Here is a 26,149-nt window from a genome sequence, read left to right as displayed (position 1 = left end):
GCGGCGAAAAGCGGCTTGTCTCCGGGACTCCGAGTTTTAGCACGGTCGTGCTGTGAAACGGTGTCCGCGCGGCGACAAGCTTGCCGGCCGGGCCGTTTTCCGGCGCGCGAGGCGGAGCACAGATAATCCCGGCCTCCCATGAAGAACATCGTGATCCTGATCTCCGGCGGCGGCTCCAACATGGCGGCCATCGTGCGCGCCGCCGAGCGCGACCGCTGGTCCGAGCGCTTCGGCGCGCGCATTGCCGCCGTCGTCAGCAACAAGGCCGAAGCGGGAGGGCTTGCGCTCGCCAAAACGCACGGCATCGAAACCGCCGTGGTCCCGCACAGGGACTATCCGAGCCGCGAGGCCTTCGACGAGGCGCTGGCGAAGGTCGTCGATGCGCATTCGCCCGCCCTGGTGGTACTGGCGGGCTTCATGCGCATCCTGACGCCCGCCTTCGTCGGCCGTTATTCAGGCCGGCTGGTCAATATCCATCCTTCGCTGCTGCCCGCCTTTCCGGGGCTGAACACGCACCAGCGGGCCATCGACGCCGGCTGCAAGGTGGCGGGCGTCACGGTGCACCAGGTGACCACCGAACTCGACCACGGCCCCATCCTGGCGCAGGCGGTGGTGCCGGTGCTGCCGGACGACACCGCGGCCACACTGGCCGGCCGGGTGCTCGCGCAGGAGCATCAGTTGTATCCGCGCGCCATTGCGGAATGGCTTGCCGATACATCAAGTCACATACGTTAAATTTGTTTATATTCGCGGGTTTTCGGGAGCACTCATTGAAAACCCAATCGCTACTGTGCGCGGTCGCCAGCGCCGTTCTGCTGGCGGCTTGCGCCGCGCCAGCCTCCACACCCACCTCTGCACCTGCTTCCGCATCCGCCGCGGCAGCCGAGCCGGTTTACCAGTGCAATGCGGATGGCGCACGGTTCGCTGTCGGACAGCCGTTGTCGCCGCAGCTCGAAGCCGCCGCCCGCGTGCGCGCCGGCGCGGGCACGGTGCGCGCCCTGAAGCCCGGCGAAGCGGTCACGATGGAACTCAACGGCGGGCGCCTCAACCTCGACGTGGATGCGCGCGGCCGGGTGACGGACGTTCGCTGCGGCTGAAACCTGCCGCAGCTCTTGCTGTTCGAACACGCGGCCGTCTAAACCGGGGCAAAGCGCAATTGGCGAATTCCCTCGATCTCCACGGTTTCGTTGAACATCGCGGCAGGGCGAACCCAGAGCCCCTGGGCGCCATAAAGGGCACGGTAGAGGGTCATCGGTTCGAGCGTCTCGCTATGGCGCACGGTGCCCAGCACCTCGTATTCGCCGCCCTTGTAGTGGCGATAGCGGCCGGGAGGCGTCTCTGTCAGGGGTGGCAGGTCGTTGTCATTCACGGCGTTGCTTCTTTCAAACTGTGGTGTCCGGTTGGAGGAAAGACGGATGGATCGCGCTGATTTTGTTCACCTCGTCCGACTGAGCGAGCATGCCAGCGCCGACGACAGTGCGCGCTACCGGCGCAGCGTCGCGGCGTTTGCCGCGCTCGGCTATGCCTGGGTGATGGCCTGCCTGGCGCTGTCGATCGGCATCATCGCCTGGGTGGCACTGGCCGCCGGGCGCGGGCGATTCGGTTTCTCGCGCGGCTGGCTGCTGCTGTTTGCCTTGGGCCTTCTCTGGGCCACGCTGCGCGCCTTGTGGGTGCGATTGGACGAACCCGATGGCCGCGAGCTTTCCCGCGAGGATGCGCCGGCGCTGTTCGAGGCACTCGACCGCATCCGCAAGAAGATCAAGGGGCCGCCGGTCCATCGCGTCTACCTGGACGACGAGTTCAACGCCAGCATCCGGCAGGTGCCGCGCTTCGGCCTGTTTGGCGGAGCGGTCAATTCCCTCTCCATCGGCTTGCCGCTCTTGATGATGCTGGACCGGCGGCGGCTGCTGTCGGTGCTCGCGCACGAGTACGGACACTTGCGCGGCAACCACGGCAAGCTCAGTGCCTGGATCTACCGCACGCGGCTGTCGTGGCTCAAGCTGGACGCCAGCCTGCAACGCGACGAAGGCGTGATGGCGCTGGTGTCGCAGGCCTTTTTCCGCTGGTACTTTCCGCGCTTTGCGGCCCGGACCTTCGCGCTTGCCCGGCAAGACGAGTACGAAGCCGACCGCATTTCCGGTCGGCTGCTGGGCACGCCCGTGGCCGCGGCCGCGCTGACGGAAATAGCCATCAAGGGCAACTGGTACGCCAATGAATTCTGGGCATCGCACTGGGCACGTGCCGAACGCGAGCCCCAGCCGCCCGGTCCCTTCAAGGCACTGCGGGAGCTTGCCGGTACGCCACCCAGCAACGAATTCGCGCGCCAGGCCCTGCGCGAGGCCATGCGGCGCGTCAGCGACCTCGACGACACGCACCCTGTCTTGCGTGACCGGCTCGAGGCGCTTGGCCAGAAGGCTGTGGTGCCGCCATGGTCCACCGAGCCGGCGCTGAGCATGCTGGCCGACAGCGCGAAGTGGATCCAGCATTTCGACAATCAATGGCGCCGCGCCCATGCCAGCGACTGGAAGCAGCACCATGCGCACAGGGCGCGTATTCGCGAACGCATCGAACTTCTTGCCGCGCGGGGCGAGCGCAACACGCCCGACGAAATGGTCGAGTGGGCCGATTCCGAACGCCGGCTCGATCCGGCGGCGCCAGTGCGCGAGCGCTATGAACGCGTGCTGCGGGTTGCCCCCGAACATCCCGGTGCCTTGCGGGGGGTGGCCCAGATGCTGCCCACGCGAGACCGCGACGCACGCCTGGCGGTGCTCGACCGCCTGCACGGCTCCAGCGCGGCCAGCCGCTGGTGGGCTGCGAAAAACGCCGTGGCGGCGCTCGAGGATCCCGATGCAGGGGCGCACGACGAGGAAGCCCTGAAGCTGTGGCGCGGCCGGCTCAAGGAGGCGGAAGAAGCCGAGGCGCGTGCCTGGGAGGAGATCACCGAAACGCCGTTCTTCAGCCAGATCGTCCGGCATGACCTGAGCGACCATGAGTTGGGCGAACTGCGGGCCGACCTGTCGCGGTGCCTCCCGATCTCGAGGGCCTGGCTGGTGCGCAAGACCTTGCGCGAGTTTCCGTGGCGCCGGGCCTACATCGTGTTCGTAGACCTGCCCGGCATGGACGATGACGAGCGCTGGCAGCTTTGCCGGCACCTCGAGCAGACCCTGAGCCTGCCGGGGGCGGCGCTGGTTCTCTGGGCCGGTTATTCGCCGACGCTGGAGGAGATTGAACGGCAGGCTTTCGGGACGATCTGGACGCGCACGGCGTAGGGAGCCGCCCGGCTGAGACAATCGGGGCATGCACCCCAAAGCCCTGTTGGAGGCCACCGCCGATCTGGTCGGCCTTGTCCTGAAATTCGATCACCCGGCCGACCAGGTCGTTTCGCGCTTTTTCCGCGATCACCGCGAGTTCGGCCCGCGCGAGCGAGCCACGCTTGCCGAGACCGTCTATACCGTGCTGCGCAAGAAGCTCCTGTTCGACCATCTCTCGCCTTCGGGCACCGGTTCGAAAGAGCGCCGCATGGCGATCCTGGGCTTTTACGGCCCGCGCGATTTTTTGAAGAGCGCTCTCAACGACACCGAAAAGCGCTGGCTCGACAACTGCGATGCCGTCAAGCCGGAAGATCTGCTGGAGCGCCACCGCCACAACCTGCCCGAATGGCTGGTCACGCCGCTCAAGGCCCAACTGGGCGACGGTTTCTGGCCGTTGGTCGAGAGTCTGCAGCAGCCCGCTCCGCTCGACCTCCGGGTCAATGCACTGACCGACAAGCGGGCAGAAGTGAAGGCGGAGCTTGCCAAGGCCGCTATCAAATCTGAAGCAACCCCGTTTTCGCCCTGGGGCTTGCGCATCGAGGGCAAGCCGGCGCTGACCAAGCTGGATGCATTTGCGCGCGGCGCAGTCGAGGTACAGGACGAGGGCTCCCAGCTGCTCGCGCTGCTGCTGGACGCCAAGCGTGGCGAAATGGTGGTCGATTTTTGCGCCGGCGCGGGCGGCAAGACGCTGGCGATTGGCGCCACCATGCGCAATACCGGCCGGCTCTATGCCTTCGACACCTCGGCGCACCGGCTCGATGCGCTCAAGCCGCGGCTCGCGCGCAGCAAGCTCTCCAACGTCCATCCGGCTGCCATCGCGCACGAGCGCGACGATCGCATCAAGCGCCTCGCCGGCAAGATCGATCGGGTGCTGGTCGACGCGCCCTGCTCGGGCCTGGGGACGCTGCGCCGCAATCCGGACCTCAAATGGCGCCAGTCGCCCAAATCGGTCGAGGAGCTGACGGTCAAGCAAGCCGCCATCCTGCAAAGCGCGGCGCGCTTGCTGAAATCCGGCGGTCGTCTGATTTATGCCACGTGCAGTGTGCTGCCGGAAGAAAACGAGGCCATTGCCGAGGCTTTCAGCGCCGCCAACCCGGATTTCGTGCCGCAGGACGCGGCGGAACTGCTGCAGGGCCTCAAGGTGGAGGGGTTCGAGAAGCTCTGCGCCGGCGGGCCGGACGGTCGCCGTTATCTGCGGCTCTGGCCCCACCGCCACGCGACGGACGGCTTCTTTGCGGCGGTGTGGAACCGCAAATAGGCGCGGCACTCCAAACTAGGGTAAATCTGCGCTTTTATGGAAGGACAAAAGGCCTCATTTTGGCCTTGCCCCCTTAAAATCGCAGGTTAACTGAAAGGTTGCACCTTCGTGTGGCCATGGAGCACTTAATTCAATGTTGATTCCTGACTCTGCCGTTTTGAGCGCGGCCATCGACTGGCTCGGACACGGCTTGTGGGACCTCACATGGTGGCAAGTCGTGCTGTACACGCTCGTCACCACGCACATCACGATCGCCGCGGTCACGATTTTCCTGCACCGCACGCAGACGCACCGGGCCATGGATCTGGGCCCGATCCCTTCGCACTTCTTCCGTTTCTGGCTGTGGCTCGGCACCGGCATGGTGACCAAGGAATGGGTGGCCATTCACCGCAAGCACCACGCCAAGTGCGAAACCGAAGACGACCCGCACAGCCCGCAGGTCAAAGGCATCGACGAGGTCCTGTGGCGCGGCGCCGAGCTGTATCGCGCCGAGTCGAAGAACAAGGAAACGATGGATCGCTACGGCCACGGCACGCCCGATGACTGGCTCGAACGCAACCTGTACACGCGCTACAGCTGGCAAGGCGTCGGCCTGATGCTGGTCATCAACCTGGCGCTGTTCGGCGGGCTTGGCCTGACGGTCTGGGCCGTGCAGATGCTCTGGATTCCCATCACGGCGGCCGGCATCATCAATGGCATCGGCCACTACTGGGGCTATCGCAACTTCGAGGCGCCGGACGCCAGCCGCAATGTCTCGCCCTGGGGCCTGATCATCGGTGGCGAAGAGCTGCACAACAACCACCACACGTATCCCACCTCGGCCAAGTTCTCGGTCAAGAAATACGAATTCGACATCGGCTGGGTCTATATCCAGATGATGCAGAAGATTGGCTGGGCCAAGGTCAAGAAGGTGCCGCCGAAGATGCAGATGGGCGACATCCAGCCCGTGGCCAACGAGAAGACGCTCGAGGCCGTCATTGCCAACCGCTATGAAGTCATGGCCGGCTATGCGCGCGAAATGCGCCGTGTCACCAAGGCGGAGCTGGTTGCGCTCAAGACCAAGGGCGGCGACATCTCGGTGCTCAAGGCAGCCAAGAACTGGCTGCACCGCGACGACGACAAGGTGCCGGCATCGGCCCGCACGCACCTCGTGCAGGCGCGCGCCGCCCATCCGGTCATCGACAAGATGGTGACGATGCGCGAAGAACTGCGCCAGCTGTGGCTCAACACTTCGCAGTCGCGCGAGCAACTGGCGGCCGATCTGGCGGCCTGGTGCCATCGTGCGGAAGCCAGCGGCATTGCCGGCCTGCGCGAATTCTCGACCCGCCTGCGCGCAGCACGGGCCTGAGAGACTTTCAAGAATCGAGCCTCGGGGCTCCCCTGAAAAGCCGGCCTGCGGGCCGGTTTTTTTATGCCCGTGCTTTTCCTGTTCCGAGGCTGGGAAATAGAAGGATCAGCAGGATGGAGGAGAAGAGGATTGGCAGGCAACAAAAAACCCCCGCCGGGCAAGCCTGGCGGGGGGTTTTTGTTTTGGGAAACCAGCGCTGAATTACTTCAGCTTGATTTCCTTGTATTCGACGTGCTTGCGCGCCTTGGGGTCGAACTTCATGATCGACATCTTTTCAGGCATCGTCTTCTTGTTCTTGCTGGTCGTGTAGAAGTGGCCGGTACCCGCGGTGGATTCCAGCTTGATCTTTTCGCGTCCGCCTTTGCTCGTTGCCATGATTCAGCTCCTTAAGCTTGGCCGCGTGCGCGCAGGTCTGCGAGCACGGCGTCGATGCCGTTCTTGTCGATCAGGCGCAGTGCAGCGCTCGAAACACGCAGGCGAACCCAGCGGTTTTCGGTCTCGACCCAGAAACGGCGATATTGCAGGTTCGGCAGGAACCGGCGCTTGGTTTTGTTGTTGGCGTGGGAAACGTTGTTTCCGACCATCGGGCCTTTGCCCGTTACGTCGCATACGCGTGCCATGAGGACACTCTTTCTTGAACAGCTGGCACCGGCGCAACCGTGAAGATTGCAGGTGTTTTGCAGCTTGACCTCGCCAGAAACGGGTGGCGGTACCCCGGCTTGCCGAAGCCACGAGAGTGGCGCTATTTCGGCAAAGCCTCGGATTATAGCCCTTTTGGCCGCAGCCTGGTTCTAGAGCGTGCCGTCCTGCTCGAGGAAGCGCTGGGCGTCCAGCGCGGCCATGCAGCCGGTGCCCGCGCTCGTGATGGCCTGGCGGTACACGTTGTCCTGCACGTCGCCGGCGGCGAACACGCCCGGAATGCTGGTCATCGTGGCGAAGCCCTGCAGGCCGGAGCGAGTGAGGATGTAGTTGTCCTTCATCTCAAGCTGGCCCTGGAAGATGTCGGTGTTGGGGTGGTGGCCGATGGCGATGAAGCAGCCCTTGAGGTCGATCTGCTCGGTCTCGCCGTTCTGCGTGCTCTTGATCCGGATGCCCGTCACGCCCGTGTCGTCGCCCAGCACCTGGTCGAGTTCCCTGTGGAGCTTCAGCACGATCTTGCCTTCGGCGACCTTTTCGTGGAGCTTGTCGATCAGGATGGGCTCGGCGCGGAACTTGTCCCGGCGATGGACCAGCGTGACCTTGTTCGCGATGTTGGCGAGATACAGTGCTTCCTCGACGGCCGTGTTGCCGCCGCCGATCACGCACACCTCTTGCTCGCGGTAGAAGAAGCCATCGCAGGTTGCGCAGGCCGAAACGCCGCGGCCCATGAACTTCTGTTCGGAATCGAGGCCCAGGTATTTGGCGGAAGCGCCCGTGGCAATGATGAGCGAATCGCAGGTGTAGGTACCGCTGTCGCCGGTCAGCGTGAAGGGGCGCTTGCCAAGGTCGACCTTGTTGATATGGTCGAAAACGATCTGTGTCTTGAAGCGCTCGGCGTGTTCGAGAAAGCGCTGCATCAGCTCCGGGCCCTGGACGCCGTGAACATCGGCCGGCCAATTGTCAACTTCTGTTGTCGTCATCAATTGGCCGCCTTGAGCAATGCCGGTGATGAGCAAGGGTTGCAGATTTGCGCGCGCCGCATAAACAGCAGCGGTATAGCCGGCCGGGCCGGAGCCGAGGATCAAAACCTTGGCGTGTTGGGGAGCGGACATGATTGGAAAGCCTAGTATTTGCGCTGCGTCAGCGTGTACATTTTCAGGGTGGTAGCCGTTATATATGGAGTATCACCGCCCGGTTCAACGCCGGGTGCACGGTGTTTTCAATGCGCGCGATTGTAGTAATCCATCGAAAACCGAAGGTGGGGAGGGCTTGCACGTGCGGTATCAGGGATTGATAAATGTCGATGCTTTCCAATCTTGAGCTGTTGCGGCGCGTTCCGTTGTTCGCTTCGCTGACATCCTCGCAATCAGCAAGCATTGCGGATGCGATCATCAAAAAGCGCTTCAAGCGAGCGGAAGTCATTGTCGAGCAAGGCAAGAAATCCAACGCCCTCTACATCATCCTGACCGGGCGGGCGCGCGTCACGAGCGCCGACACCCGCGGCCGCGAAGTGATCCTTGCCACGCTGCACACTGGCGACTACATCGGCGAGATGAGCCTGATCGACGACGAGCCGCATTCGGCCACGGTGCGCACCGAGATCCAGTGCGACGTGCTCATGCTGGGGCGCGACGCGTTCGCACGCTGCCTCCCCGAAAACTCCTCGATGGCCTACAACATCATGCGCGGGCTCGTGCAGCGCCTGCGCCATGCCGACCGCAAGATCGAGTCGCTGGCGCTGATGGACGTCTATGGGCGCGTGGCGCGTTCGCTGCTCGAGTTCGCCATCGACGATGGTGCGGGCAATTTCAAGGTGCGCGACAAGATATCGCGCCAGGATCTCGCGAAAATGGTGGGTGCTTCGCGCGAGATGGTGAGCCGCGTGATGAAGGATCTCGAGGAGCGCGGATTCGTCCAGTCCCAGGACGACGGCTCCATGATCGTCAAGGAACGGCTCCTGTCTTTGACTTGAGCCGTCGGGGCGGGCGCTTCCAGTGGCCGCCTTTTGTTGTAGTGTTCAGGCCTCCAGCCGCCACTTCGAAGGCTGGATGCCGTGTTTTTCATGACCTATTCGCTCAATACGCTTCAATCTTCTTCCGCCGCCGAGGGGCAACCGGTGCGTATGCGCGCCATGCGCTTTGCCCACGAAATCACGCTGATCGCGGGATTTGCGGGGCTGCTGTTCTGGTTGCTGGCCATGCTGAGCTTCACGCCTTCGGACGCAGCGTGGTCCACCTCCGGTACCGGGGGCGAAATCAAGAACTGGGGCGGTCGCATCGGCGCCTGGCTGGCCGACGGCAGCTACTTCCTGGCCGGTTATTCGGTGTGGTGGTGCCTTGCGGCGGGCCTGCGTGCGTGGCTCTCCTCGCTCGCCAACTGGCTGCGCGGCGGCGAGCCTGCGCCTGCCGAGCAACCGGTGCGCGGCCGTTTCAACCGCAGTCGACTGGCGTTCTGGTTCGGCCTCGTCCTGCTGTTGTGCGCGAGCGCCGTGCTCGAGTGGTCGCGGCTGTACCGGCTCGAATCCCATCTGCCGGGCTCTGGCGGCGGCGCGCTGGGCTACCTGGTCGGCCCCGCAAGCGTGCGCTGGATGGGCTTTACCGGCTCGGCACTGTTCGCTATTGCCGCCGGGGTGATCGGCTCGGCGCTGGTGTTCCGTTTCTCGTGGACCCAGATTGCCGAGCGCATCGGCGCGCGGGCCTATTCGCTGTTCGAGTCGCGCCGCGAAAAGCGCGAGATGGCCGCCGACATCGCCTTGGGCAAGCAAGCCGCACGCGAACGCGCCGAGGCCGAGGAACCGCCGTTCTCGCATGATGCCGCTGGCGGCACCGAGCCGACGGGCCTCGACGGCGATGAAGAGTTGCGCATCGAGCCACGACCCAGGCGCCGGGCGCCGTCGCCGCCGGTGCAGATCGAGCCCGCGATGACCGAGGTGCCCAGGAGCGATCGCGTCGTCAAGGAGCGCCAGAAGCCACTCTTCAAGGAACTGCCGGACAGCAAGCTGCCGCAAGTCGACCTGCTCGACGCCGCACAGGTGCGACAGGAAACGGTGTCGGCCGACACGCTCGAGATGACCTCGCGCATGATCGAGAAAAAGCTCAAGGACTTCGGTGTCGAGGTGCGCGTGGTGCTGGCCTCGCCGGGCCCGGTGATCACGCGCTACGAAATCGAGCCGGCCACCGGCGTCAAGGGCTCGCAGATCGTCGGACTGGCCAAAGACCTTGCACGCTCGCTCTCGCTGGTGTCGATCCGCGTGGTGGAAACCATTCCGGGCAAGAACTACATGGCGCTCGAGTTGCCGAACGCCAAGCGCCAATCCATCAAGCTCAGCGAAATTCTCGGTTCGCAGGTCTACAACGAGGGCAAGTCGTTCCTGACGATGGGCCTCGGCAAGGACATCATCGGCAACCCTGTGGTGGCCGACCTCGCGAAGATGCCGCACGTGCTGGTGGCCGGTACCACCGGTTCAGGCAAGTCGGTCGGCATCAACGCAATGATTCTTTCGCTGCTCTACAAGGCCGAGGCACGCGACGTTCGCCTGCTCATGATCGACCCGAAGATGCTCGAAATGTCGGTCTACGAAGGCATTCCGCACCTGCTGGCGCCCGTGGTCACCGACATGCGCCAGGCCGCGCACGGCCTCAACTGGTGCGTGGCCGAGATGGAGCGCCGCTACAAGCTCATGAGCAAGCTGGGCGTGCGCAACCTGGCCGGCTACAACACCAAGATCGACGAAGCCAAGGCGCGCGAGGAGTTCATCTACAACCCCTTCAGCCTCACGCCCGACGATCCCGAGCCGCTCAAGCGCGAGCCGCACATCGTGGTGGTGATCGACGAGCTGGCCGACCTGATGATGGTGGTCGGCAAAAAGATCGAAGAACTCATTGCCCGTCTCGCGCAGAAGGCGCGCGCCGCCGGCATCCACCTGATCCTTGCCACGCAGCGGCCCAGCGTCGACGTGATCACGGGCCTCATCAAGGCCAACATTCCCACGCGTATTGCGTTCCAGGTGTCGAGCAAGATCGACAGCCGCACCATCCTCGACCAGATGGGCGCCGAAGCGCTGCTCGGCATGGGCGACATGCTCTACATGCCGAGCGGCACCGGCTTGCCGATTCGCGTGCACGGCGCGTTCGTGAGCGACGAGGAAGTGCACCGCGTGGTGGCGTACCTCAAGAGCCAGGGCGAGCCCGACTACATCGAAGGCGTGCTCGAAGGCGGCACGGTCGACGGCGACGGCGACATGCTGGGCGAGGGCGGCGACGCCGAGAAAGACCCGATGTACGACCAGGCGGTCGAGGTGGTGCTCAAGAACCGCAAGGCCAGTATTTCGCTCGTGCAGCGCCACCTCAAGATCGGCTACAACCGCGCGGCGCGGCTGGTCGAAGACATGGAGAAGGCAGGCCTCGTGAGTGCCATGAGCGGCAGCGGCCAGCGCGAGATCCTGGTGCCGGCGCGCGCCGAATAAGCGGCGAGAACCCACCGTCCCGGACGTTACGCGCTGACAAGCTCGTTGCAAAAGCTGCGCTAGCGTTGCAAAACTTCATCAAGCCCCGCACATGGCGCAACGCGCCGCGGGGTATGGTCACGTCAACGGCATCGCTTGCTGAGGAATCAAAATGAAAATGCGCCATTGGCTGTTGATCGGCCTTCTCTGTTCCGCCAACGCCTGGGCCGGCGGCCTCGAAAGCCTCGAGACCTTCGTGAAGACGGTCAAATCGGGCCGCGCGGAATTCACCCAGACCGTGACCGCACCGCCGCGTGAAGGGCAGCCGGGCCGCACCAAGACATCGACCGGCACCTTCGAATTCCAGCGTCCGGGCAAATTCAAGTTCGACTACCAGAAGCCGTTTGCCCAGAGCATCGTGGCCGACGGCAAGACGCTCTGGCTGTACGACGCCGACCTGAACCAGGTCACGCAGCGTGCCCAGTCGCAGGCATTGGGCTCGACGCCTGCCGCGCTGATTGCCGCGGCACCCGACCTGCGCGCGCTGCAGGCCGACTTCACGCTCGAAGCCGCGCCCGAGCGCGACGGGCTCCAGTGGGTCAAGGCCACACCCAAGAACAAGGACGGCCAATTGCAGAATGTGCAGGTCGGCTTCCAGGGCGATGCGCTGGCCGCGCTCGAGATTCTCGACAGCTTCGGCCAGCGCTCGATGCTCAAGTTCAGCAAGGTCGAAGTGAATCCGGCGCTCCCTGCCAACGTGTTCGAGTTCAAGGCGCCCGCCGGCGCCGACGTCATCAAGCAATAGCAGCAACTCGACAGGCAGGCTTGGCCAACAGTTCGCATCAACCCCTTGCCGAACGCCTGCGTCCGAAGACGCTCGGCGAGGTCATTGGCCAGCAGCACCTGCTGGGGCCGGGCATGCCGCTGCGCATCGCCTTCGAGTCGGGCCAGCCGCACTCGTGCATTCTCTGGGGGCCGCCGGGCACTGGCAAGACGACCATCGCGCGGCTGATGGCCGATGCCTTCGACGCGCAGTTTCTCAGCATCAGCGCCGTGCTCGGCGGCGTGAAGGACATCCGCGAGGCCGTGGAGCGCGCCACGGCCGCACGGGACGGCCTGGAACAGCAGCGCACCATCGTCTTCGTCGACGAGGTGCACCGGTTCAACAAGAGCCAGCAGGATGCATTCCTGCCGCACGTCGAATCGGGTCTGTTCACCTTCATCGGCGCCACCACCGAGAACCCTTCGTTCGAGGTCAACTCGGCCTTGCTTTCGCGCGCGGCGGTGTACGTGCTGCAGCCGCTCACGGAGGGCGATCTGAAGCAGATCGTCGCCAAGGCTCAGGCCATCCAGGCGGTTCCCGCCATCGAAGGCACGGCCATCGACCGGCTCGTCGCCTACGCCGACGGCGACGCGCGGCGCCTGCTCAACACGCTCGAGACACTGGCCGTGGCGGCCCGTGCCGAGAAGCTCGACAACATCGCCGACGAATGGCTGCTGCGCGTGCTCGGCGAGCGCATGCGGCGCTACGACAAGGGCGGCGAGCAGTTCTACGACACTATCAGCGCCTTGCACAAATCCGTGCGCGGCAGCGACCCCGACGCCGCGCTCTACTGGTTCGTGCGCATGCTCGATGGCGGCGCCGATCCGCGCTACATGGCACGCCGGCTGGTGCGCATGGCCAGCGAAGACATCGGTCTGGCCGATCCGCGCGCGCTTCGGCTGGCGCTCGACGCGGCCGAGGTCTATGAACGGCTCGGCACGCCAGAGGGCGAACTCGCGCTGGCCGAGTGCGTCGTCTACCTGGCCATTGCTCCCAAGTCGAACGCCGTCTACACCGCCTACAACGCAGTGCGTGCCCTCATCAAGAAGGACAGCACGCGCCCCGTGCCGATGCACCTGCGCAATGCACCGACCAAGCTCATGAAGGACCTCGACTACGGCAAGGGCTACCGGTATGCGCACGACGAGGAAGGCGGCTTTGCGGCCGGAGAGCGCTACCTGCCGGAGGGTCTCGAAGGGCAGGTCTTCTACCAGCCCGTCGAACGCGGACTCGAAATCCGCATCGCAGAAAAGCTGCGCGAACTCCGCCGGCTCAACACCCAACGCGAAGGGTGATACGTCTTTTCACAGTGCGGGCACGCCCTGCATGACTTCACTCGCATACAGCATGGCGTGAGCGGGTAAACCCCGGTGAAGGCGCACCAAATCGGCGCTGGTGGGTGCTTACAATCCCGCCCACAAATCAGCCAGCGACACATGTTGGCTGGTTTTTTGCTTATCAAGCCAAGGTGCCAAACCGGTGCCACGGTGGGTGAATGGCACCCCGCAACGGTGCAATAAATAGGAACGCGTTATGGAAATTTTGCTGCAGCAGATCATCAACGGTCTGGTCCTGGGCAGCATGTATGCCTTGATAGCCTTGGGCTACACCATGGTGTACGGCATCATCAACCTGATCAACTTTGCGCACGGCGAGGTACTGATGGTGGGGGCACTCACGAGCTGGACCATCATCGGCCTCATGAAGGAATCGATGCCCGGCACGCCCGGCTGGTTGATCCTCATCATCGCGTTGATCATTGCCTGCGTGGTGGCCGCCACGCTCAACTTCGTGATCGAGAAAGTCGCCTACCGGCCGCTTCGCAACAGCCCCAAGCTCGCGCCGCTCATCACGGCCATCGGCATGTCGATCCTGCTGCAGACGCTGGCCATGATCATCTGGAAGCCGACCAACAAGGCCTATCCCAACCTGCTGTCGACCACGCCCATCGAGGTGGGCGGCGCGGTGATCTCGCCCACGCAGGTCATGATCCTGAGCGTCACGGCCTTTTCGCTCGTGGTGCTGATGTGGCTGGTCAATTACACCAAGCTCGGCCGCGCGATGCGCGCGACCGCCGAGAACCCGCGGGTCGCGGCGCTCATGGGCATCCGGCCCGACATGGTCATCTCGGCCACCTTCATCATCGGTGCCGTGCTCGCGGCCATCGCAGGCGTCATGTACGCCTCCAACTACGGCATCGCACAGCACGCGATGGGCTTCCTGCCCGGCCTCAAGGCCTTCACCGCGGCGGTGTTCGGCGGCATCGGCAACCTGGCCGGCGCTGTGGTCGGCGGCATCCTGCTCGGGCTGATCGAAGCCATCGGCTCCGGCTACATCGGTTCGCTGACCGGCGGCGTGCTCGGCAGCAACTACAGCGACATCTTCGCGTTCATCGTGTTGATCGTCATGCTCACGCTGCGGCCCTCGGGCCTGCTCGGCGAGCGCGTGGCGGATCGGGCCTGAGGAGCAGAACACCATGAAGAACAGCAAGAACCTCGCTCTCTACGTTCTCGGCGTCGTCGCCGTGCTCGCCCTGCCGATCTTCCTGCAGAGCCAGGGCAACGCCTGGGTGCGCATCGCCGACATCGCATTGCTCTACGTGATGCTCTCGCTCGGCCTGAACATCGTCGTCGGCTACGCCGGCCTGCTCGACCTGGGCTATGTGGCCTTCTTCGCGATCGGGGCCTACCTGTTCGCGCTGATGGGCTCGTCGCACCTGTCCGAAACCTTTCCGTGGTTCAAGGCCATGTTCCCGAACGGGCTGCACACCTCGCTGCTGATCGTGGTGCCGCTGGCGCTGGTGGTGGCCGGCTGCCTCGGCGTGCTGCTCGGTGCGCCCACGCTCAAGCTGCGCGGCGACTACCTGGCCATCGTGACGCTCGGCTTCGGCGAAATCATCCGGGTGTTCCTGAACAACCTCGACCAGCCGATCAACATCACCAACGGGCCCAAGGGCATCACTGCCATCGACTCCATCAAGTTCTGGGGGCTCGACCTCGGCAAGGCATGGAAGTTCGACGGCTTCACGATCTCGTCGGTCACGCTCTACTACTACCTGTTCCTTGCGCTGGTGGTCGCGACCATCATCATCTCGCACCGCCTGCAGATGTCGCGCATCGGGCGCGCCTGGATGGCCATCCGCGAAGACGAGATCGCGGCCAAGGCCATGGGCATCAACACCCGCAACATGAAGCTCCTGGCCTTCGGCATGGGTGCCAGTTTCGGCGGCGTGTCGGGCGCGATGTTTGCGGCCTTCCAGGGCTTCGTCTCGCCCGAGTCGTTCAGCCTCATGGAGTCGGTGATGATCGTCGCCATGGTGGTGCTGGGCGGCATCGGCCACCTGCCGGGCGTGATCCTGGGCGCCGTGCTGCTGGCGGCATTGCCGGAGGTGCTGCGCTACGTGGCCGGTCCGCTGCAGGCCATGACCGACGGCCGCCTCGATGCGTCCATCCTGCGCCAGCTCTTCATCGCGCTGGCCATGATCGTCATCATGCTGGTGCGTCCGCGTGGCCTCTGGCCTTCGCCGGAGCACGGCAAGACATTGCAGCGCAAGGGGGCCGCCACCGGCGCACCGGTTGCACCCGGTTCGCTCCAGACCCATGCGCCGGGCATCGAGACGCCGGCCGACGAACTGCCGGGTGCAGCGTCGCGTCCCATGTCGATCAATCCGTGAGCCGAAGGAAGCCATCAACATGACGACAGACACCATCCTCGACGTCCGCGGAATTTCCAAGCGCTTCGGCGGCCTGCAAGCCCTTTCCGACGTCGGCATCACCATCAAGCGCGGCCAGGTCTATGGCCTGATCGGCCCCAACGGCGCCGGCAAGACCACCTTCTTCAACGTGATCACCGGGCTCTACACGCCCGACAGCGGTAGCTTCGAGCTCGCCGGCAAGCCCTACCAGCCGACGGCCGTGCATGAAGTGGCCAAGGCCGGCATCGCGCGCACCTTCCAGAACATCCGCCTGTTCTCCGAAATGACGGCGCTCGAGAACGTCATGGTGGGGCGCCACATCCGCACCCATTCGGGCGTGTTCGGCGCCATGCTGCGCACCAGTTCGTTCAAGGCCGAGGAAAAGGCCATTGCCGAGCGCGCGCAGGAACTGCTCGACTACGTGGGCATCGGCAAGTTCGCCGACTACAAGGCGCGCACGCTGTCGTACGGCGACCAGCGCCGGCTCGAAATTGCGCGCGCACTGGCCACCGACCCGCAACTCATTGCGCTCGACGAGCCCGCGGCCGGCATGAACACGACCGAGAAGGTGCTGCTGCGCGAGCTGATCGACCGCATCCGCAAGGACGACCGGACCATTCTCATCATCGAACACGACGTCAAGCTCATCATGGGCCTGTGCGATCGCGTCACCGTGCTCGACTACGGCAAGCAGATTGCCGAAGGCACGCCGTACGACGTGCAGAAGAACGAGAAGGTGATCGAGGCCTACCTCGGCACCGGAGGACACTGAAATGACCACGACGACGATGACGAGCGCAGAAGAAACAACAGCAACGGCAACTGCAACCCCGCCGAAGACCGCGGCCAATGCGACCGGCAAGATGCTGCTCAAGGTGAGCGGACTGAAGGTCGGCTACGGCGGCATCCAGGCCGTGAAGGGCGTGGACTTCGAGGTTCACGAAGGCGAACTGGTGTCGCTCATCGGCTCCAACGGCGCCGGCAAGACCACCACCATGAAGGCGATCACCGGCACGCTGCCGGCCGGCGCGGGCAGCATCGAATTCCTGGGCCGCAACATCAAGGGCCGCGGTGCATGGGACCTGGTGGGCGAGGGCCTCGTGATGGTGCCCGAAGGGCGCGGCGTCTTCACGCGCATGACCATCACCGAGAACCTGCAGATCGGCGCCTACATCCGTAAGGACAAGGCCGAGATCGCAAGCGACATGGAGCGCGTGTTCGTGACCTTCCCTCGCCTGCGCGAGCGCAAGGACCAGCTTGCGGGCACCATGTCGGGCGGCGAACAGCAGATGCTGGCCATGGGCCGTGCGCTCATGGCACGCCCCAAGGTGCTGCTGCTGGACGAGCCCACCATGGGCCTTTCGCCCATCATGTGCGACAAGATCTTCGAGGTGGTGCAGACCGTCGCCTCGCAAGGCGTGACCATCCTGCTGGTGGAGCAGAACGCCAACCGCGCACTGCAGCTGGCCGACCGCGGCTACGTGATGGAGTCCGGGCTCATCACGATGACCGGCGACGCCAAGGAACTGCTGCGCGACCCGCGCGTGCGGGCCGCGTACCTCGGCGAGTGATCCTCGAGGGTTAGTCGACCCTGGCGCCGGTCGCCTTCACGACGGCTTCGTACTTGGAGAGCTCGCTCTTCATGAACGCGCCGAACTGTTCGGGCGAACTGGCCACGGGCTCGGCCAGCAGCGTGGCAAAACGGGTCTTCGTTTCCGGGGCATTCAGTGCCGCGACGAAGGCCTGGTTCAGCTTCACGACCACGTCGTGCGGCGTGCCGGCAGGTGCCACCAGTCCCCACCAGGTGTCGATCGAAAAACCCTTGAGCGTGTCTGCCACCGGCGGCACTTCGGGCATGGCGCTGCTGCGCTGCAAGGTCGTGACGGCAATGGCCTTGAGCTTGCCCGAGCGGATGTTGGGCGCCGCGGTGGCAAGGTTGTCGAAGTTGAAATCGACCTGGCCCGAGAGCAGGGCCAGTTGCGCCGGATTGCCGCCGTTGTACGGAATGTGCAGCGCGAAGATGCCGGCCTGCTTCTTGAACAGCTCGCCCGCAAGGTGCCCGGCGCTGCCGTTGCCGCCGCTTCCGTAGTTGAGCTTGGCCGGGTTGGCCTTGGCGTAGCGGACCAGGTCGGCCACGGTGTCGATCTTCAGGCGCTGCGCCGTCTCGGCATTCATCACCAGCACGTTCGGCACGCGCACCATCTGCGTGATGGGCGCGAAGTCGCTTGCCGCGTTGAACGGCATCTTGCTGTAGAGCCACGGGTTCACCGCATGGGTGGCGGTGGCCGCGATGCCGATGGTGAGGCCGTCGGGCGCGGCCTTGGCGACGATGTCCGCGCCGATATTGCCGCCCGCGCCGGGCTTGTTGTCGATGATGACCGGGCCCAGGGTGTCCTTCACGCGTTCGGCCAGCATGCGGGCGGTAACGTCGATGGGGCCGCCCGCGGCGTAGGGCACCACGAGGCGGATCGGGCGTTGCTGCTGGGCCGCGGCCTGGCCGGTGGCAATGAGCGTGGCACTGGCGAGCAGTGCAAGAAGGAAGTGTCTCGTTTTCATTTTTTCGTTCTGTGTCCCGCGGGAATCGGATCGGAGATCAGGGAAGCGCTTTGTCGGCCTCGGTGGTGAATGCGTCGGCAAAGAACTCGTCTTCGGGCAGGCCGGCCAGCGCCACGTAGTCGTGCTTGGCCGAGTCGACCACGATCGGCGCGCCGCAGGCGTACACCTGGTGGCCGGAAAGGTCGGCAAAGTCTTCCAGCACCGCGCGGTGCACGAAGCCCGTGCGGCCGGTCCAGTTGTCTTCGGGCGTGGCATTGGAAACGACCGGCACATAGCGCAGGTTCGGCATCTCCTTCAGCTGCTCGCGCATCCAGCCGTCCATATACAGGTCTTCGGGCCGGCGACCGCCCCAGTAGACTGTGGCGGGCCGGTCGATGCGCTTGAACTTCATGTGCTCGAGCAGCGCCTTGATCGGTGCAAAGCCGGTGCCGGAGGCCAGGAAGATCATCGGCTTGGCGGAGTCCTCGCGCAGGAAGAAGCTGCCGTAGGGGCCCTCGATGCGTAGGATTTCCTTTTCCTTCATCACGCCGAACACATGGTCGGTGAACTTGCCGCCCGGCAGGTGCCGCAGGTGCAGTTCGATACCTGTGCCCGGCTCGCCCAGCGTGTGCGGCGCATTCGCCATCGAGTAGCTGCGACGCGCGCCGTCGCGCAGGATGAATTCCACGTACTGGCCCGCGTGGAACTGCAGCGGCTCGCCGGCCGGCAACTGAAGGCGCAGCTTCATCACGTCGTGCGACAGCCGCGTGAGCGCCAGCACCCGCACCGGCATCTTTCGGATCGGCAAGGCGCCGGCCTCGGTCACCTGGCGCGACTCGAGCACCACGTCGCTCTTTGCGTGGGCGCAGCAGGTCAGCACGAAGCCCGCCATCTGCTCTTCGGCGCTCAGTGCCTTGCTCTGGTGCGGGCCGAGCTCGACCTCGCCAGAGAGCTTCTTGCATTTGCAGGAGCCGCAGGCGCCGTCCTTGCAGCCATAGGGAAGGCCAATGCCCTGCCGGATGCCGGCCGCGAGAATGGTTTCGTCGCCATGCACCACGAAGTGACGCCCGCTGGGCTCGACGGTGATGGAAAAGCCCGCGTCATGCGGCGCTGCAACAGTCATCGGTATTCTTCGGCTTCTTTCAGCCTGGAGCAGAAAAGAGAAAAAAAGGGAAAGGAACCCGGATTTTGCCTTCAATCAATAGCCCTTCCGGCGCGCTGCCGGCCCGCTTCCGCCGCGAACGCCTGCTGATCGTCGGCTGCGGCGACGTCGGCCAGCGTGTGGCGCGCGACCTGCGGGGCCGCATGCAACTGGTAGCACTCACTTCGTCGAGCGACCGGGTGCCGGTCCTGCGGGAAGCCGGCATCCGCCCGCTCGTGGGCAACCTCGACGATCCGGCCACGCTGCGGCGGCTGGCCGGCGTGGCCAACCGCGTGCTGCACCTCGCCCCGCCGGCACGCGACGGCGGCGCCTCGTGGTGGCGCGACCAGCGCACCACCGCATTGGCACGCGCGCTGCGGCTGCGCTCCACGCCGCTGGCGCTCGTCTATGGCTCCACCAGCGGCGTCTACGGCGACTGCGGCGGCGCGCGGGTGAGCGAGACGCGGGCCGTGCGGCCCGACACGCCCCGCGCCCATCGCCGCGTGGATGCCGAGCGCGCGGTGCGCTGGTTCGGCCGCAGCGCGGGCGTGCGCGCGAGCATCCTGCGCATTCCGGGCATTTATGCGCCAGACCGGGAAGGCGGCACGCCGCGCCAGCGGCTTGCGCGCGGCACGCCCGTGCTGCGGCGCGAGGACGACGTGTTCACCAGCCACATCCATGCCGACGACCTTGCGCGCGCCTGCGTGGCGGCGCTGTTCCGCGGGCGGCCGCAGCGCATCGTGCATGCCTCGGACGACACCGAGCTGCGCATGGGCGACTACATCGACCTGGCGGCCGACCTCTACGGCATGCCGCGCCCGCCGCGCGTGGCGCGCGACGAAGCCCAGCGCCAACTGCCGCTGCAGCTGCTGAGTTTCATGGGTGAATCGCGCCGGCTCGACAACACGCGGCTCAAGCGCGAGTTGCGCGTGCGGCTCGCGCACCCGACGGTCCACACGGGGCTGCGCGAAGAAGGCTGAGGGCACGCCGCGCAGCTGCGGGTGCTCGAGGCAAAAAGAGGGGGAGGAGTGGTGCCCGGGGCCGGAATCGAACCGGCACACCTTTCGGTGGGGGATTTTGAGTCCCCTGCGTCTACCAATTTCACCACCCGGGCAGGGTTCTGAACGAAGCCCAAAATTATGGCACAGTGGCAACATGAATTGCCCCCACGCTCATCACTTCGTGTATTCGCTGCCCCCCGAGGGGGCGCTCAACGTCCTTTGGGCGGCCATGCGGACGTCGCCATGAATTATCCGACGATCGAAGATGCCATCGGCAAGACCCCCCTGGTGGCACTGCAACGCATCGATGCGGCCGAAAATGCCAGGCGCGGTAACGTGATCCTCGGCAAGCTGGAAGGCAACAATCCCGCGGGTTCGGTGAAAGACCGTCCCGCGCTCTCGATGATCAAGCGCGCCGAGGAGCGCGGCGAAATCAAGCCCGGCGACACGCTGATCGAAGCCACCTCGGGCAACACCGGCATCGCGCTTGCAATGGCCGCGGCCATCAAGGGATACCGCATGGTGCTGATCATGCCGGAGGACCTGTCCGTCGAGCGCGCCCAGACCATGAAGGCCTTCGGCGCCGAGCTGGTGCTCACGCCCAAGAGCGGCGGCATGGAATACGCGCGCGACCTCGCCGAACAGATGGTGGCGCAGGGCAAGGGCCGCGTGCTCGACCAGTTCGCCAACCCCGACAACCCGCGCATCCACTACGAAACCACTGGCCCCGAGATCTGGACCGACACCAAGGGCAAGATCACGCATTTCGTGAGCGCCATGGGCACCACCGGCACCATCACCGGCGTTTCGCGCTTCCTGAAGGAAAAGAACCCCGCGGTGCGCATCATCGGCGCGCAGCCGGCCGAGGGCTCGCGCATTCCGGGCATTCGCAAATGGCCGGCCGAATACCTGCCCAAGATCTACGATGCGAGCCGCGTCGATGAAGAAATCAGCGTGAGCCAGGACAACGCCGAAGAAATGTGCCGGCGCCTCGCGCGCGAAGAGGGCATCTTCGGCGGCATCTCCGCGGCCGGCGCGCTCTGGGTGGCGCTCGAGGTTGCGAAGACGGTGGAGAACGCCACCATCGTGTTCGTCGTGTGCGACCGCGGCGACCGCTATCTGTCGACCGGCGTGTTCCCCGCCTGATAGAGCCACAACCCCATGCCCCATCCCAAGTTCTGCCAGGCCTGCGCCACGCCCCTCGAATGGATCGCGCTGATGGAAGACGGCGGTCCCAAGGAGCGCCTGCGCTGCCCGTCCTGCGGCCACACGCACTGGAACAACCCCACGCCCGTGCTCGCGGCCATCGTCGAGTACCGCGGCCAGGTGCTGCTGGCACGCAATGCGGCCTGGCCCGCCAAGATGTATGCGCTGATCACCGGCTTCATGGAGGCCGGCGAAACGCCCGAGGAAGGCATTGCGCGTGAGGTCAAGGAAGAAACCAACCTCGACGTGAGCGCGGCCAAGATCGTCGGCGCGTACGACTTCCAGCGCATGAACCAGATCATCATCGCGTACCACGTGGTGGCCGATGGCGAGGTCAAGCTTTCGCCCGAGCTGGTGGACTATCGCCTGTACGACCTGCCCGACCTCAAGTGCTGGCCCGCAGGCACCGGCTATGCATTGGCCGACTGGCTGCGCACCCGGGGCCATGAGCCCGTGTTCTTCACCGCAGCCGAGAACGAAGACCGCCGCCGCGGGCTCAATCTGCCGCCCGAGGAGCCCAAGCATGGAAGTTGATCGCGAAATCGACACGCGCGGGTTGAATTGCCCGCTGCCCATTCTCAAGGCGAAGAAGTCGCTCAACGACATGGCGAGCGGACAACTGCTCAAGGTAGTGTCGACCGACCCGGGCTCGGTGCGCGATTTCCAGGCCTTTGCGCGCCAGACCGGCAACGAGCTGGTCGAACAGCAGACGATCGGCAGCGACTTCATCCATGTCTTGAAGAGGCGCTGACCAGAAAAGAAAAGGGCCCCGGCGGGGCCCTTTTTTCAGAGTTCCAGGCTCTTGAGGTATTCGCGGAACTGCGCGCCCACTTCGGGATGCGCCAGTGCAAGCTCCACTGTGGCTTGCAGAAAGCCTTCCTTGCTGCCGCAGTCGTAGCGAATGCCCTTGTAGGCATAGGCGTAGACGGATTCCTTCTTCATCAGCGCCGCGATGCCGTCGGTGAGCTGGATCTCGCCGCCTGCGCCCTTGGGCTGGTTGCGGATCTCATCGAACACGCCGGGCGTGAGGATGTAGCGGCCCGCCACGCCGAGCCGGGAGGGCGCTTTGTCTGGCGAAGGCTTCTCGACCATGCGATCGACCTTCACGAGATCGTCGCCAATGGATTCGCCTGCCACGATGCCGTAGCGCTTCACATGCTCGAGCGGCACTTCCTGCACCGCGAGCACTGAAGCACCGAGCTTGCCGAAGGCGGCTGCCATCTGCGCGAGCACAGGTTCACCGCCCACGGGGCCGACCATCAGGTCGTCGGCCAGCAGCACGGCGAAAGGCTCGTTGCCCACCAGGTGTTCGGCGCACAGCACCGCATGGCCCAGCCCCAGCATGCGCGGCTGGCGCACGTAGGAGCAGGTCATGTCGTCGGGCATGACCGAGCGCGCGATGTTGAGCAGTTCGAGCTTGCCGCTGGCCTCGAGCTGGCTCTCGAGTTCGTAGGCGGTGTCGTAGTGATCTTCGATGGCACGTTTGTTTCGGCCCGTTACGAAAATCATGTCGCGAATGCCTGCCGCGTAGGCTTCCTCAACCGCGTACTGGATGAGTGGCTTGTCGACAACCGGCAGCATTTCCTTTGGCTGCGCCTTGGTGGCGGGCAGAAAGCGGGTGCCGAAACCTGCAACAGGAAATACGGCCTTGCGGATGCGTGTCGAGGGAATGGGCATGGACAATTTGGGCGTCTGTTCGTTCAGTTGAAGAAGAAGGTTTTACAAGTCGAGAAACGGTACCGAAATACCGTCTTTTGCCATGCTAAACCCTGCCCCGATCCATGTGTGTCAGCCAAGGCGCACAAGCTGATCGCGAAGACGTTCCAGCGTTGCACTGAAATCGCTCAGGCGTTTGCGCTCCTGTTCGATGACAGCCGGTGGTGCCTTAGCTACAAAGGCTTCATTGCCGAGCTTGCCGTTCACTTTGAGGATCTCGCCTTCGATGCGAGCAATTTCCTTGCCTATGCGCGCACGCTCGGCCGCCTTGTCGATTTCCATGTGCAGGCACAGCCGTGCCGTGCCCACCACGGCCACGGGCGCCGCTTCGGCCGCTGCCGACCATGAGGCCTCGTCGTCGAAGACCTTCACTTCCTTGAGCTTGGCCAGCGCCTGCAGCACCGGTGCCGCATCGCGCAGGAACGCCGCGCCCTCGGCATCGTCGGCCACCGCATAGAGCGGCAGGCGCACCGCAGGCGACACGTTCATTTCGCCGCGCAGCGTGCGGCAGGCATCGACCAGCGCCTTCAGGCGCGCCACATGCGCTTCGGCTGCTTCGTCGATCTTTTCGGGCTGGCTCTTCGGATAGGCCGCCACCATGATCGATTCGCCCTCGCGTCCCGCGACGGGCGCCACCTTCTGCCAGAGTTCTTCCGTGATGAACGGAATCACCGGATGCGCAAGACGCAGCAGTGCCTCGAGCGTGCGGATCAGCGTGCGGCGCGTGGCGCGCTTTTGCGAATCGTCACCGGTCTGGATCTGCACCTTCGCGATCTCGAGGTACCAGTCGCAGAACTCGTCCCAGGCAAACTGGTAGATGGCGTTGGCCACGTTGTCGAGCCGGTATTCCTCGAAGCCCTTGGCCACTTCGGCCTCGACGCGCTGCAGCTGGGAGGCGATCCAGAAGTCGGCACGGCTGAACTTCAGGTAGCCATGGGCTGGTCCGCCGACCGCGCACTCTTCCTTGGTGTGCTCGCGCAGGCCGCAGTCCTGCCCTTCGCAATTCATCAGCACGAAGCGCGTGGCGTTCCAGAGCTTGTTGCAGAAGTTGCGGTAACCCTCGCAGCGCTTGCTGTCGAAGTTGATGCTGCGGCCGAGCGAGGCCAGCGACGCGAACGTGAAACGCAGCGCATCGGCACCAAAGGCCGGAATGCCTTCGGGAAATTCCTTCTGCGTGTTCTTGCGCACCGCGGGTGCGGTTTCGGGCTTGCGCAGGCCCTGCGTGCGCTTGTCGAGCAGCTCGGGCAATGCGATGCCGTCGATCAGGTCGACCGGGTCCAGCACGTTGCCTTCCGACTTGCTCATCTTCTTGCCCTGCGCATCGCGCACCAGGCCGTGGATGTACACGTCCTTGAACGGCACCTTGCCGGTGAAGTGCTTGGTCATCATGATCATCCGGGCGACCCAGAAGAAGATGATGTCGTAGCCCGTCACGAGGACCGTGGAGGGCAGGTACAGCGCGAGGTCCTGCGTCTTCTCGGGCCAGCCGAGCGAGGAGAAGGGCACCAGCGCCGACGAATACCAGGTGTCGAGCACGTCTTCGTCGCGGCGCAGCTTCTTGCCCGGCGCCTTGGCCTTCGCCTCGGCCTCGTCGTGCGCCACATACACGTTGCCTTCGTCGTCGTACCAGGCCGGGATCTGGTGGCCCCACCAGAGCTGGCGCGAGATGGTCCAGTCCTGGATGTTCTCCATCCAGTGGTTGTAGGTGTTGACCCAGTTCTCGGGCACGAAGCGCACCTCGCCGGTCTTCACCACGTCGATGGCCTTCTGCGCGATCGATTGGCCGTCGGCACCCGGCCGCGTCATGGCCACGTACCACTGGTCGGTAAGCATCGGCTCGACGATGGCGCCCGAGCGCGCGCAGCGCGGCACCATCAGCTTGTGCTTCTTCACCTCGACGAGCAGGCCGAGCGCTTCGAGGTCGGCCACGATGGCCTTGCGCGCCACGAAGCGGTCCAGCCCGCGGTATTTCTCGGGCGCGTTGTCGTCGATGGTGGCGTCGAGCGTGAGGATGCCGATCACCTCGAGCTTGTGGCGCTGGCCGACGGCGTAGTCGTTGTAGTCGTGCGCAGGCGTCACCTTGACCACGCCGGTGCCGAACTCCTTGTCGACGTAGTCGTCCGCAATGATGGGGATCAACCGGTCCACCAGCGGCAGCTTCACGCGCTGGCCGATCAGGTGCCTGTAGCGCTCGTCTTCGGGGTGAACCATCACGGCCGTGTCGCCGAGCATGGTTTCGGGCCGCGTGGTGGCCACGGTCAGCGTGCCGCTGCCGTCTTCAAGCGGATAGGCGATGTGCCAGAGCGAGCCGTCTTCCTCTTCGCTTTCCACTTCGAGGTCGCTCACCGAGGTCTTGAGCACTGGGTCCCAGTTGCCCAGGCGCTTGCCGCGGTAGATCAGGCCTTCCTCGTAGAGCGCGACAAAGGTTTGCGTCACGACCTTCGACAGGTCGTCGTCCATCGTGAAGTATTCGCGGCTCCAGTCGACCGTGTCACCCATGCGGCGCATCTGGCCGGTGATGGTGTTGCCGCTCTTTTCCTTCCATTCCCACACCTTGGCGACGAAGTTCTTGCGTGCCTCGGCCGGCGTCGGGCCCATGTCGTGGCGGCTGATCTTCTGTTCCTGCAGCTGGCGCTCCACGACGATCTGGGTGGCGATGCCCGCATGGTCGGTGCCCGGCACCCACAGCGTGTTGTCGCCCTTCATGCGGTGGTAGCGCGCGAGGCTGTCCATGATGGTCTGGTTGAATGCATGGCCCATGTGCAGCGTGCCCGTCACGTTGGGCGGCGGCAGCTGGATCGCGAACGAGTCGGCACCTTCCCTGGGCTGCTGGGTGCCGCGGAAGCCGGCCTTGGCGTAGCCGCGCTTTTCCCACTCCGGGCCCCAGTGCGCCTCGATGGCGGCGGGTTCGAACGATTTGGACAGGCTGTCCAGACCAGGTTGGGCGGAAGGGGTGGTGGATTCGCTCATGGAAGATGCAAGGAGATGCAGAACGGCGCCTTCGGGGGAGCCGTGGAGACAAGGGTGGGATAG

25 protein-coding genes and 1 tRNA gene are annotated in these 26,149 nt (G+C 64.8%); 17 read left to right on the top strand and 9 right to left on the bottom strand.

The window, feature by feature from the left end; all coding sequences use genetic code 11:
• The first annotated feature begins 138 nt into the window (after positions 1–138).
• On the top strand, positions 139–735 hold the full coding sequence (purN, locus tag ACAM55_RS18685; RefSeq protein WP_369652972.1) for a phosphoribosylglycinamide formyltransferase: 597 nt from the start codon (positions 139–141) through the stop codon (positions 733–735).
• Between the two features lie 35 nt (positions 736–770).
• Positions 771–1,097 (top strand): I78 family peptidase inhibitor, encoded by a 327-nt coding sequence (locus ACAM55_RS18680; protein ID WP_369652971.1) that lies wholly within the window; start codon positions 771–773, stop codon positions 1,095–1,097.
• A gap of 38 nt (positions 1,098–1,135) precedes the next feature.
• On the opposite strand, the gene ACAM55_RS18675 is transcribed toward ACAM55_RS18680, so the two are convergent.
• Positions 1,136–1,369: a DUF1653 domain-containing protein gene (locus tag ACAM55_RS18675; protein WP_369652970.1), complete on the bottom strand. Its 234-nt coding sequence runs from the start codon at positions 1,367–1,369 to the stop codon at positions 1,136–1,138.
• A 46-nt stretch (positions 1,370–1,415) separates the two neighbouring features.
• Between ACAM55_RS18675 and ACAM55_RS18670 the strand changes: the two genes are divergently transcribed.
• The 3 genes from ACAM55_RS18670 to ACAM55_RS18660 all read left to right on the top strand — a co-directional run bounded on the left by ACAM55_RS18670 (position 1,416) and on the right by ACAM55_RS18660 (position 5,917).
• Positions 1,416–3,269: a M48 family metalloprotease gene (locus ACAM55_RS18670; RefSeq protein ID WP_369652969.1), complete on the top strand. Its 1,854-nt coding sequence runs from the start codon at positions 1,416–1,418 to the stop codon at positions 3,267–3,269.
• 28 nt (positions 3,270–3,297) lie between these two features.
• Entirely contained in the window at positions 3,298–4,569 is a 1,272-nt protein-coding gene (locus ACAM55_RS18665; protein ID WP_369652968.1) for an RsmB/NOP family class I SAM-dependent RNA methyltransferase, read from the top strand.
• A 133-nt stretch (positions 4,570–4,702) separates the two neighbouring features.
• Complete coding sequence (locus tag ACAM55_RS18660; RefSeq protein WP_369652967.1) at positions 4,703–5,917, top strand: fatty acid desaturase; 1,215 nt, start codon at positions 4,703–4,705, stop codon at positions 5,915–5,917.
• Between the two features lie 201 nt (positions 5,918–6,118).
• Here ACAM55_RS18660 and rpmG read toward each other — a convergent pair whose 3' ends face one another.
• The 3 genes from rpmG to trxB all read right to left on the bottom strand — a co-directional run bounded on the left by rpmG (position 6,119) and on the right by trxB (position 7,668).
• Positions 6,119–6,292 (bottom strand): 50S ribosomal protein L33, encoded by a 174-nt coding sequence (rpmG, locus tag ACAM55_RS18655; RefSeq protein ID WP_007830291.1) that lies wholly within the window; start codon positions 6,290–6,292, stop codon positions 6,119–6,121.
• Positions 6,293–6,303: 11 nt separating this feature from the next.
• A complete protein-coding gene (gene rpmB / locus ACAM55_RS18650; protein WP_007830293.1) occupies positions 6,304–6,537 on the bottom strand; it encodes a 50S ribosomal protein L28 in 234 nt (77 codons plus the stop codon).
• 171 nt (positions 6,538–6,708) lie between these two features.
• On the bottom strand, positions 6,709–7,668 hold the full coding sequence (gene trxB, locus ACAM55_RS18645; protein WP_369652966.1) for a thioredoxin-disulfide reductase: 960 nt from the start codon (positions 7,666–7,668) through the stop codon (positions 6,709–6,711).
• A 185-nt stretch (positions 7,669–7,853) separates the two neighbouring features.
• Between trxB and ACAM55_RS18640 the strand changes: the two genes are divergently transcribed.
• From ACAM55_RS18640 to ACAM55_RS18605, 8 genes are all read left to right on the top strand, one after another.
• The gene (locus ACAM55_RS18640) at positions 7,854–8,528 is read left to right on the top strand and encodes a Crp/Fnr family transcriptional regulator (RefSeq protein WP_093020152.1); all 675 of its coding nucleotides are present in this window, start codon (positions 7,854–7,856) and stop codon (positions 8,526–8,528) included.
• A 90-nt stretch (positions 8,529–8,618) separates the two neighbouring features.
• Positions 8,619–11,021: a DNA translocase FtsK gene (locus tag ACAM55_RS18635; RefSeq protein WP_369652965.1), complete on the top strand. Its 2,403-nt coding sequence runs from the start codon at positions 8,619–8,621 to the stop codon at positions 11,019–11,021.
• Positions 11,022–11,172: 151 nt separating this feature from the next.
• Positions 11,173–11,805 (top strand): outer membrane lipoprotein chaperone LolA, encoded by a 633-nt coding sequence (lolA, locus tag ACAM55_RS18630; protein ID WP_369652964.1) that lies wholly within the window; start codon positions 11,173–11,175, stop codon positions 11,803–11,805.
• Between the two features lie 20 nt (positions 11,806–11,825).
• Entirely contained in the window at positions 11,826–13,118 is a 1,293-nt protein-coding gene (locus ACAM55_RS18625) for a replication-associated recombination protein A (protein ID WP_369652963.1), read from the top strand.
• A gap of 238 nt (positions 13,119–13,356) precedes the next feature.
• Positions 13,357–14,286 carry a branched-chain amino acid ABC transporter permease gene (locus tag ACAM55_RS18620; RefSeq protein ID WP_055803923.1) on the top strand — a complete coding sequence of 310 codons (930 nt, stop codon included), beginning with the start codon at positions 13,357–13,359 and terminating at the stop codon, positions 14,284–14,286.
• 13 nt (positions 14,287–14,299) lie between these two features.
• Positions 14,300–15,496 (top strand): ABC transporter ATP-binding protein, encoded by a 1,197-nt coding sequence (locus ACAM55_RS18615; protein WP_369652962.1) that lies wholly within the window; start codon positions 14,300–14,302, stop codon positions 15,494–15,496.
• 19 nt (positions 15,497–15,515) lie between these two features.
• Complete coding sequence (locus ACAM55_RS18610; RefSeq protein WP_369652961.1) at positions 15,516–16,289, top strand: ABC transporter ATP-binding protein; 774 nt, start codon at positions 15,516–15,518, stop codon at positions 16,287–16,289.
• Between the two features lie 91 nt (positions 16,290–16,380).
• Positions 16,381–17,088, top strand: a complete 708-nt coding sequence (locus ACAM55_RS18605; RefSeq protein WP_369656423.1) for an ABC transporter ATP-binding protein — start codon at positions 16,381–16,383, stop codon at positions 17,086–17,088.
• Between the two features lie 10 nt (positions 17,089–17,098).
• Here the strand turns inward: ACAM55_RS18605 and ACAM55_RS18600 are convergent, their stop codons facing one another.
• On the bottom strand, positions 17,099–18,073 hold the full coding sequence (locus tag ACAM55_RS18600) for a Bug family tripartite tricarboxylate transporter substrate binding protein (protein ID WP_369652960.1): 975 nt from the start codon (positions 18,071–18,073) through the stop codon (positions 17,099–17,101).
• A gap of 37 nt (positions 18,074–18,110) precedes the next feature.
• The gene (locus ACAM55_RS18595; protein ID WP_369652959.1) at positions 18,111–19,175 is read right to left on the bottom strand and encodes a CDP-6-deoxy-delta-3,4-glucoseen reductase; all 1,065 of its coding nucleotides are present in this window, start codon (positions 19,173–19,175) and stop codon (positions 18,111–18,113) included.
• 65 nt (positions 19,176–19,240) lie between these two features.
• Between ACAM55_RS18595 and ACAM55_RS18590 the strand changes: the two genes are divergently transcribed.
• Complete coding sequence (locus tag ACAM55_RS18590) at positions 19,241–20,173, top strand: SDR family oxidoreductase (protein ID WP_369652958.1); 933 nt, start codon at positions 19,241–19,243, stop codon at positions 20,171–20,173.
• A gap of 49 nt (positions 20,174–20,222) precedes the next feature.
• On the opposite strand, the gene ACAM55_RS18585 is transcribed toward ACAM55_RS18590, so the two are convergent.
• Positions 20,223–20,307 (bottom strand) — tRNA-Leu (locus tag ACAM55_RS18585).
• Positions 20,308–20,437: 130 nt separating this feature from the next.
• On the opposite strand from ACAM55_RS18585, the gene cysM reads away from it, so the two are divergent.
• Genes cysM through ACAM55_RS18570 form a run of 3 tightly spaced genes read left to right on the top strand, consistent with a single transcriptional unit; the run spans position 20,438 to position 22,151 of the window.
• Complete coding sequence (gene cysM, locus ACAM55_RS18580) at positions 20,438–21,340, top strand: cysteine synthase CysM (protein ID WP_369652957.1); 903 nt, start codon at positions 20,438–20,440, stop codon at positions 21,338–21,340.
• Positions 21,341–21,355: 15 nt separating this feature from the next.
• Entirely contained in the window at positions 21,356–21,934 is a 579-nt protein-coding gene (locus ACAM55_RS18575) for an NUDIX domain-containing protein (protein ID WP_369652956.1), read from the top strand.
• The gene (locus tag ACAM55_RS18570) at positions 21,924–22,151 is read left to right on the top strand and encodes a sulfurtransferase TusA family protein (RefSeq protein WP_055803945.1); all 228 of its coding nucleotides are present in this window, start codon (positions 21,924–21,926) and stop codon (positions 22,149–22,151) included. Before ACAM55_RS18575 ends, ACAM55_RS18570 begins: the two co-directional genes overlap by 11 nt.
• Positions 22,152–22,186: 35 nt before the next feature.
• Here the strand turns inward: ACAM55_RS18570 and galU are convergent, their stop codons facing one another.
• Together galU and ACAM55_RS18560 are read right to left on the bottom strand one after the other, a co-directional pair.
• Positions 22,187–23,077 carry a UTP--glucose-1-phosphate uridylyltransferase GalU gene (gene galU / locus ACAM55_RS18565; RefSeq protein WP_369652955.1) on the bottom strand — a complete coding sequence of 297 codons (891 nt, stop codon included), beginning with the start codon at positions 23,075–23,077 and terminating at the stop codon, positions 22,187–22,189.
• A gap of 111 nt (positions 23,078–23,188) precedes the next feature.
• Complete coding sequence (locus tag ACAM55_RS18560; protein ID WP_369652954.1) at positions 23,189–26,086, bottom strand: valine--tRNA ligase; 2,898 nt, start codon at positions 26,084–26,086, stop codon at positions 23,189–23,191.
• Between the last annotated feature and the right edge of the window lie 63 nt (positions 26,087–26,149).

The organism is Variovorax sp. V213 (assembly GCF_041154455.1).
Classification (GTDB): Bacteria; Pseudomonadota; Gammaproteobacteria; order Burkholderiales; family Burkholderiaceae_C; genus Variovorax.
Note: the sequence above shows the minus strand (reverse complement) of the source record. Positions and strands in the feature narration are given on the sequence as shown.

Bases quoted from the DNA above. Each gene is read 5' to 3' on its own strand.
- rpmG (WP_007830291.1), bottom strand. From the start codon at position 6,292: ATGGCAACGAGCAAAGGCGGACGCGAAAAGATCAAGCTGGAATCCACC.
- galU (WP_369652955.1), bottom strand. From the start codon at position 23,077: ATGCCCATTCCCTCGACACGCATCCGCAAGGCCGTATTTCCTGTTGCA.
- ACAM55_RS18605 (WP_369656423.1), top strand. From the start codon at position 16,381: ATGCTGCTCAAGGTGAGCGGACTGAAGGTCGGCTACGGCGGCATCCAG.
- ACAM55_RS18670 (WP_369652969.1), top strand. From the start codon at position 1,416: ATGGATCGCGCTGATTTTGTTCACCTCGTCCGACTGAGCGAGCATGCC.
- lolA (WP_369652964.1), top strand. From the start codon at position 11,173: ATGAAAATGCGCCATTGGCTGTTGATCGGCCTTCTCTGTTCCGCCAAC.
- rpmB (WP_007830293.1), bottom strand. From the start codon at position 6,537: ATGGCACGCGTATGCGACGTAACGGGCAAAGGCCCGATGGTCGGAAAC.
- ACAM55_RS18610 (WP_369652961.1), top strand. From the start codon at position 15,516: ATGACGACAGACACCATCCTCGACGTCCGCGGAATTTCCAAGCGCTTC.
- ACAM55_RS18660 (WP_369652967.1), top strand. From the start codon at position 4,703: ATGTTGATTCCTGACTCTGCCGTTTTGAGCGCGGCCATCGACTGGCTC.
- ACAM55_RS18570 (WP_055803945.1), top strand. From the start codon at position 21,924: ATGGAAGTTGATCGCGAAATCGACACGCGCGGGTTGAATTGCCCGCTG.
- cysM (WP_369652957.1), top strand. From the start codon at position 20,438: ATGAATTATCCGACGATCGAAGATGCCATCGGCAAGACCCCCCTGGTG.
- purN (WP_369652972.1), top strand. From the start codon at position 139: ATGAAGAACATCGTGATCCTGATCTCCGGCGGCGGCTCCAACATGGCG.
- ACAM55_RS18665 (WP_369652968.1), top strand. From the start codon at position 3,298: ATGCACCCCAAAGCCCTGTTGGAGGCCACCGCCGATCTGGTCGGCCTT.
- ACAM55_RS18560 (WP_369652954.1), bottom strand. From the start codon at position 26,086: ATGAGCGAATCCACCACCCCTTCCGCCCAACCTGGTCTGGACAGCCTG.
- ACAM55_RS18620 (WP_055803923.1), top strand. From the start codon at position 13,357: ATGGAAATTTTGCTGCAGCAGATCATCAACGGTCTGGTCCTGGGCAGC.
- ACAM55_RS18595 (WP_369652959.1), bottom strand. From the start codon at position 19,175: ATGACTGTTGCAGCGCCGCATGACGCGGGCTTTTCCATCACCGTCGAG.
- ACAM55_RS18600 (WP_369652960.1), bottom strand. From the start codon at position 18,073: ATGAAAACGAGACACTTCCTTCTTGCACTGCTCGCCAGTGCCACGCTC.
- ACAM55_RS18615 (WP_369652962.1), top strand. From the start codon at position 14,300: ATGAAGAACAGCAAGAACCTCGCTCTCTACGTTCTCGGCGTCGTCGCC.
- ACAM55_RS18575 (WP_369652956.1), top strand. From the start codon at position 21,356: ATGCCCCATCCCAAGTTCTGCCAGGCCTGCGCCACGCCCCTCGAATGG.
- trxB (WP_369652966.1), bottom strand. From the start codon at position 7,668: ATGTCCGCTCCCCAACACGCCAAGGTTTTGATCCTCGGCTCCGGCCCG.
- ACAM55_RS18640 (WP_093020152.1), top strand. From the start codon at position 7,854: ATGTCGATGCTTTCCAATCTTGAGCTGTTGCGGCGCGTTCCGTTGTTC.
- ACAM55_RS18635 (WP_369652965.1), top strand. From the start codon at position 8,619: ATGACCTATTCGCTCAATACGCTTCAATCTTCTTCCGCCGCCGAGGGG.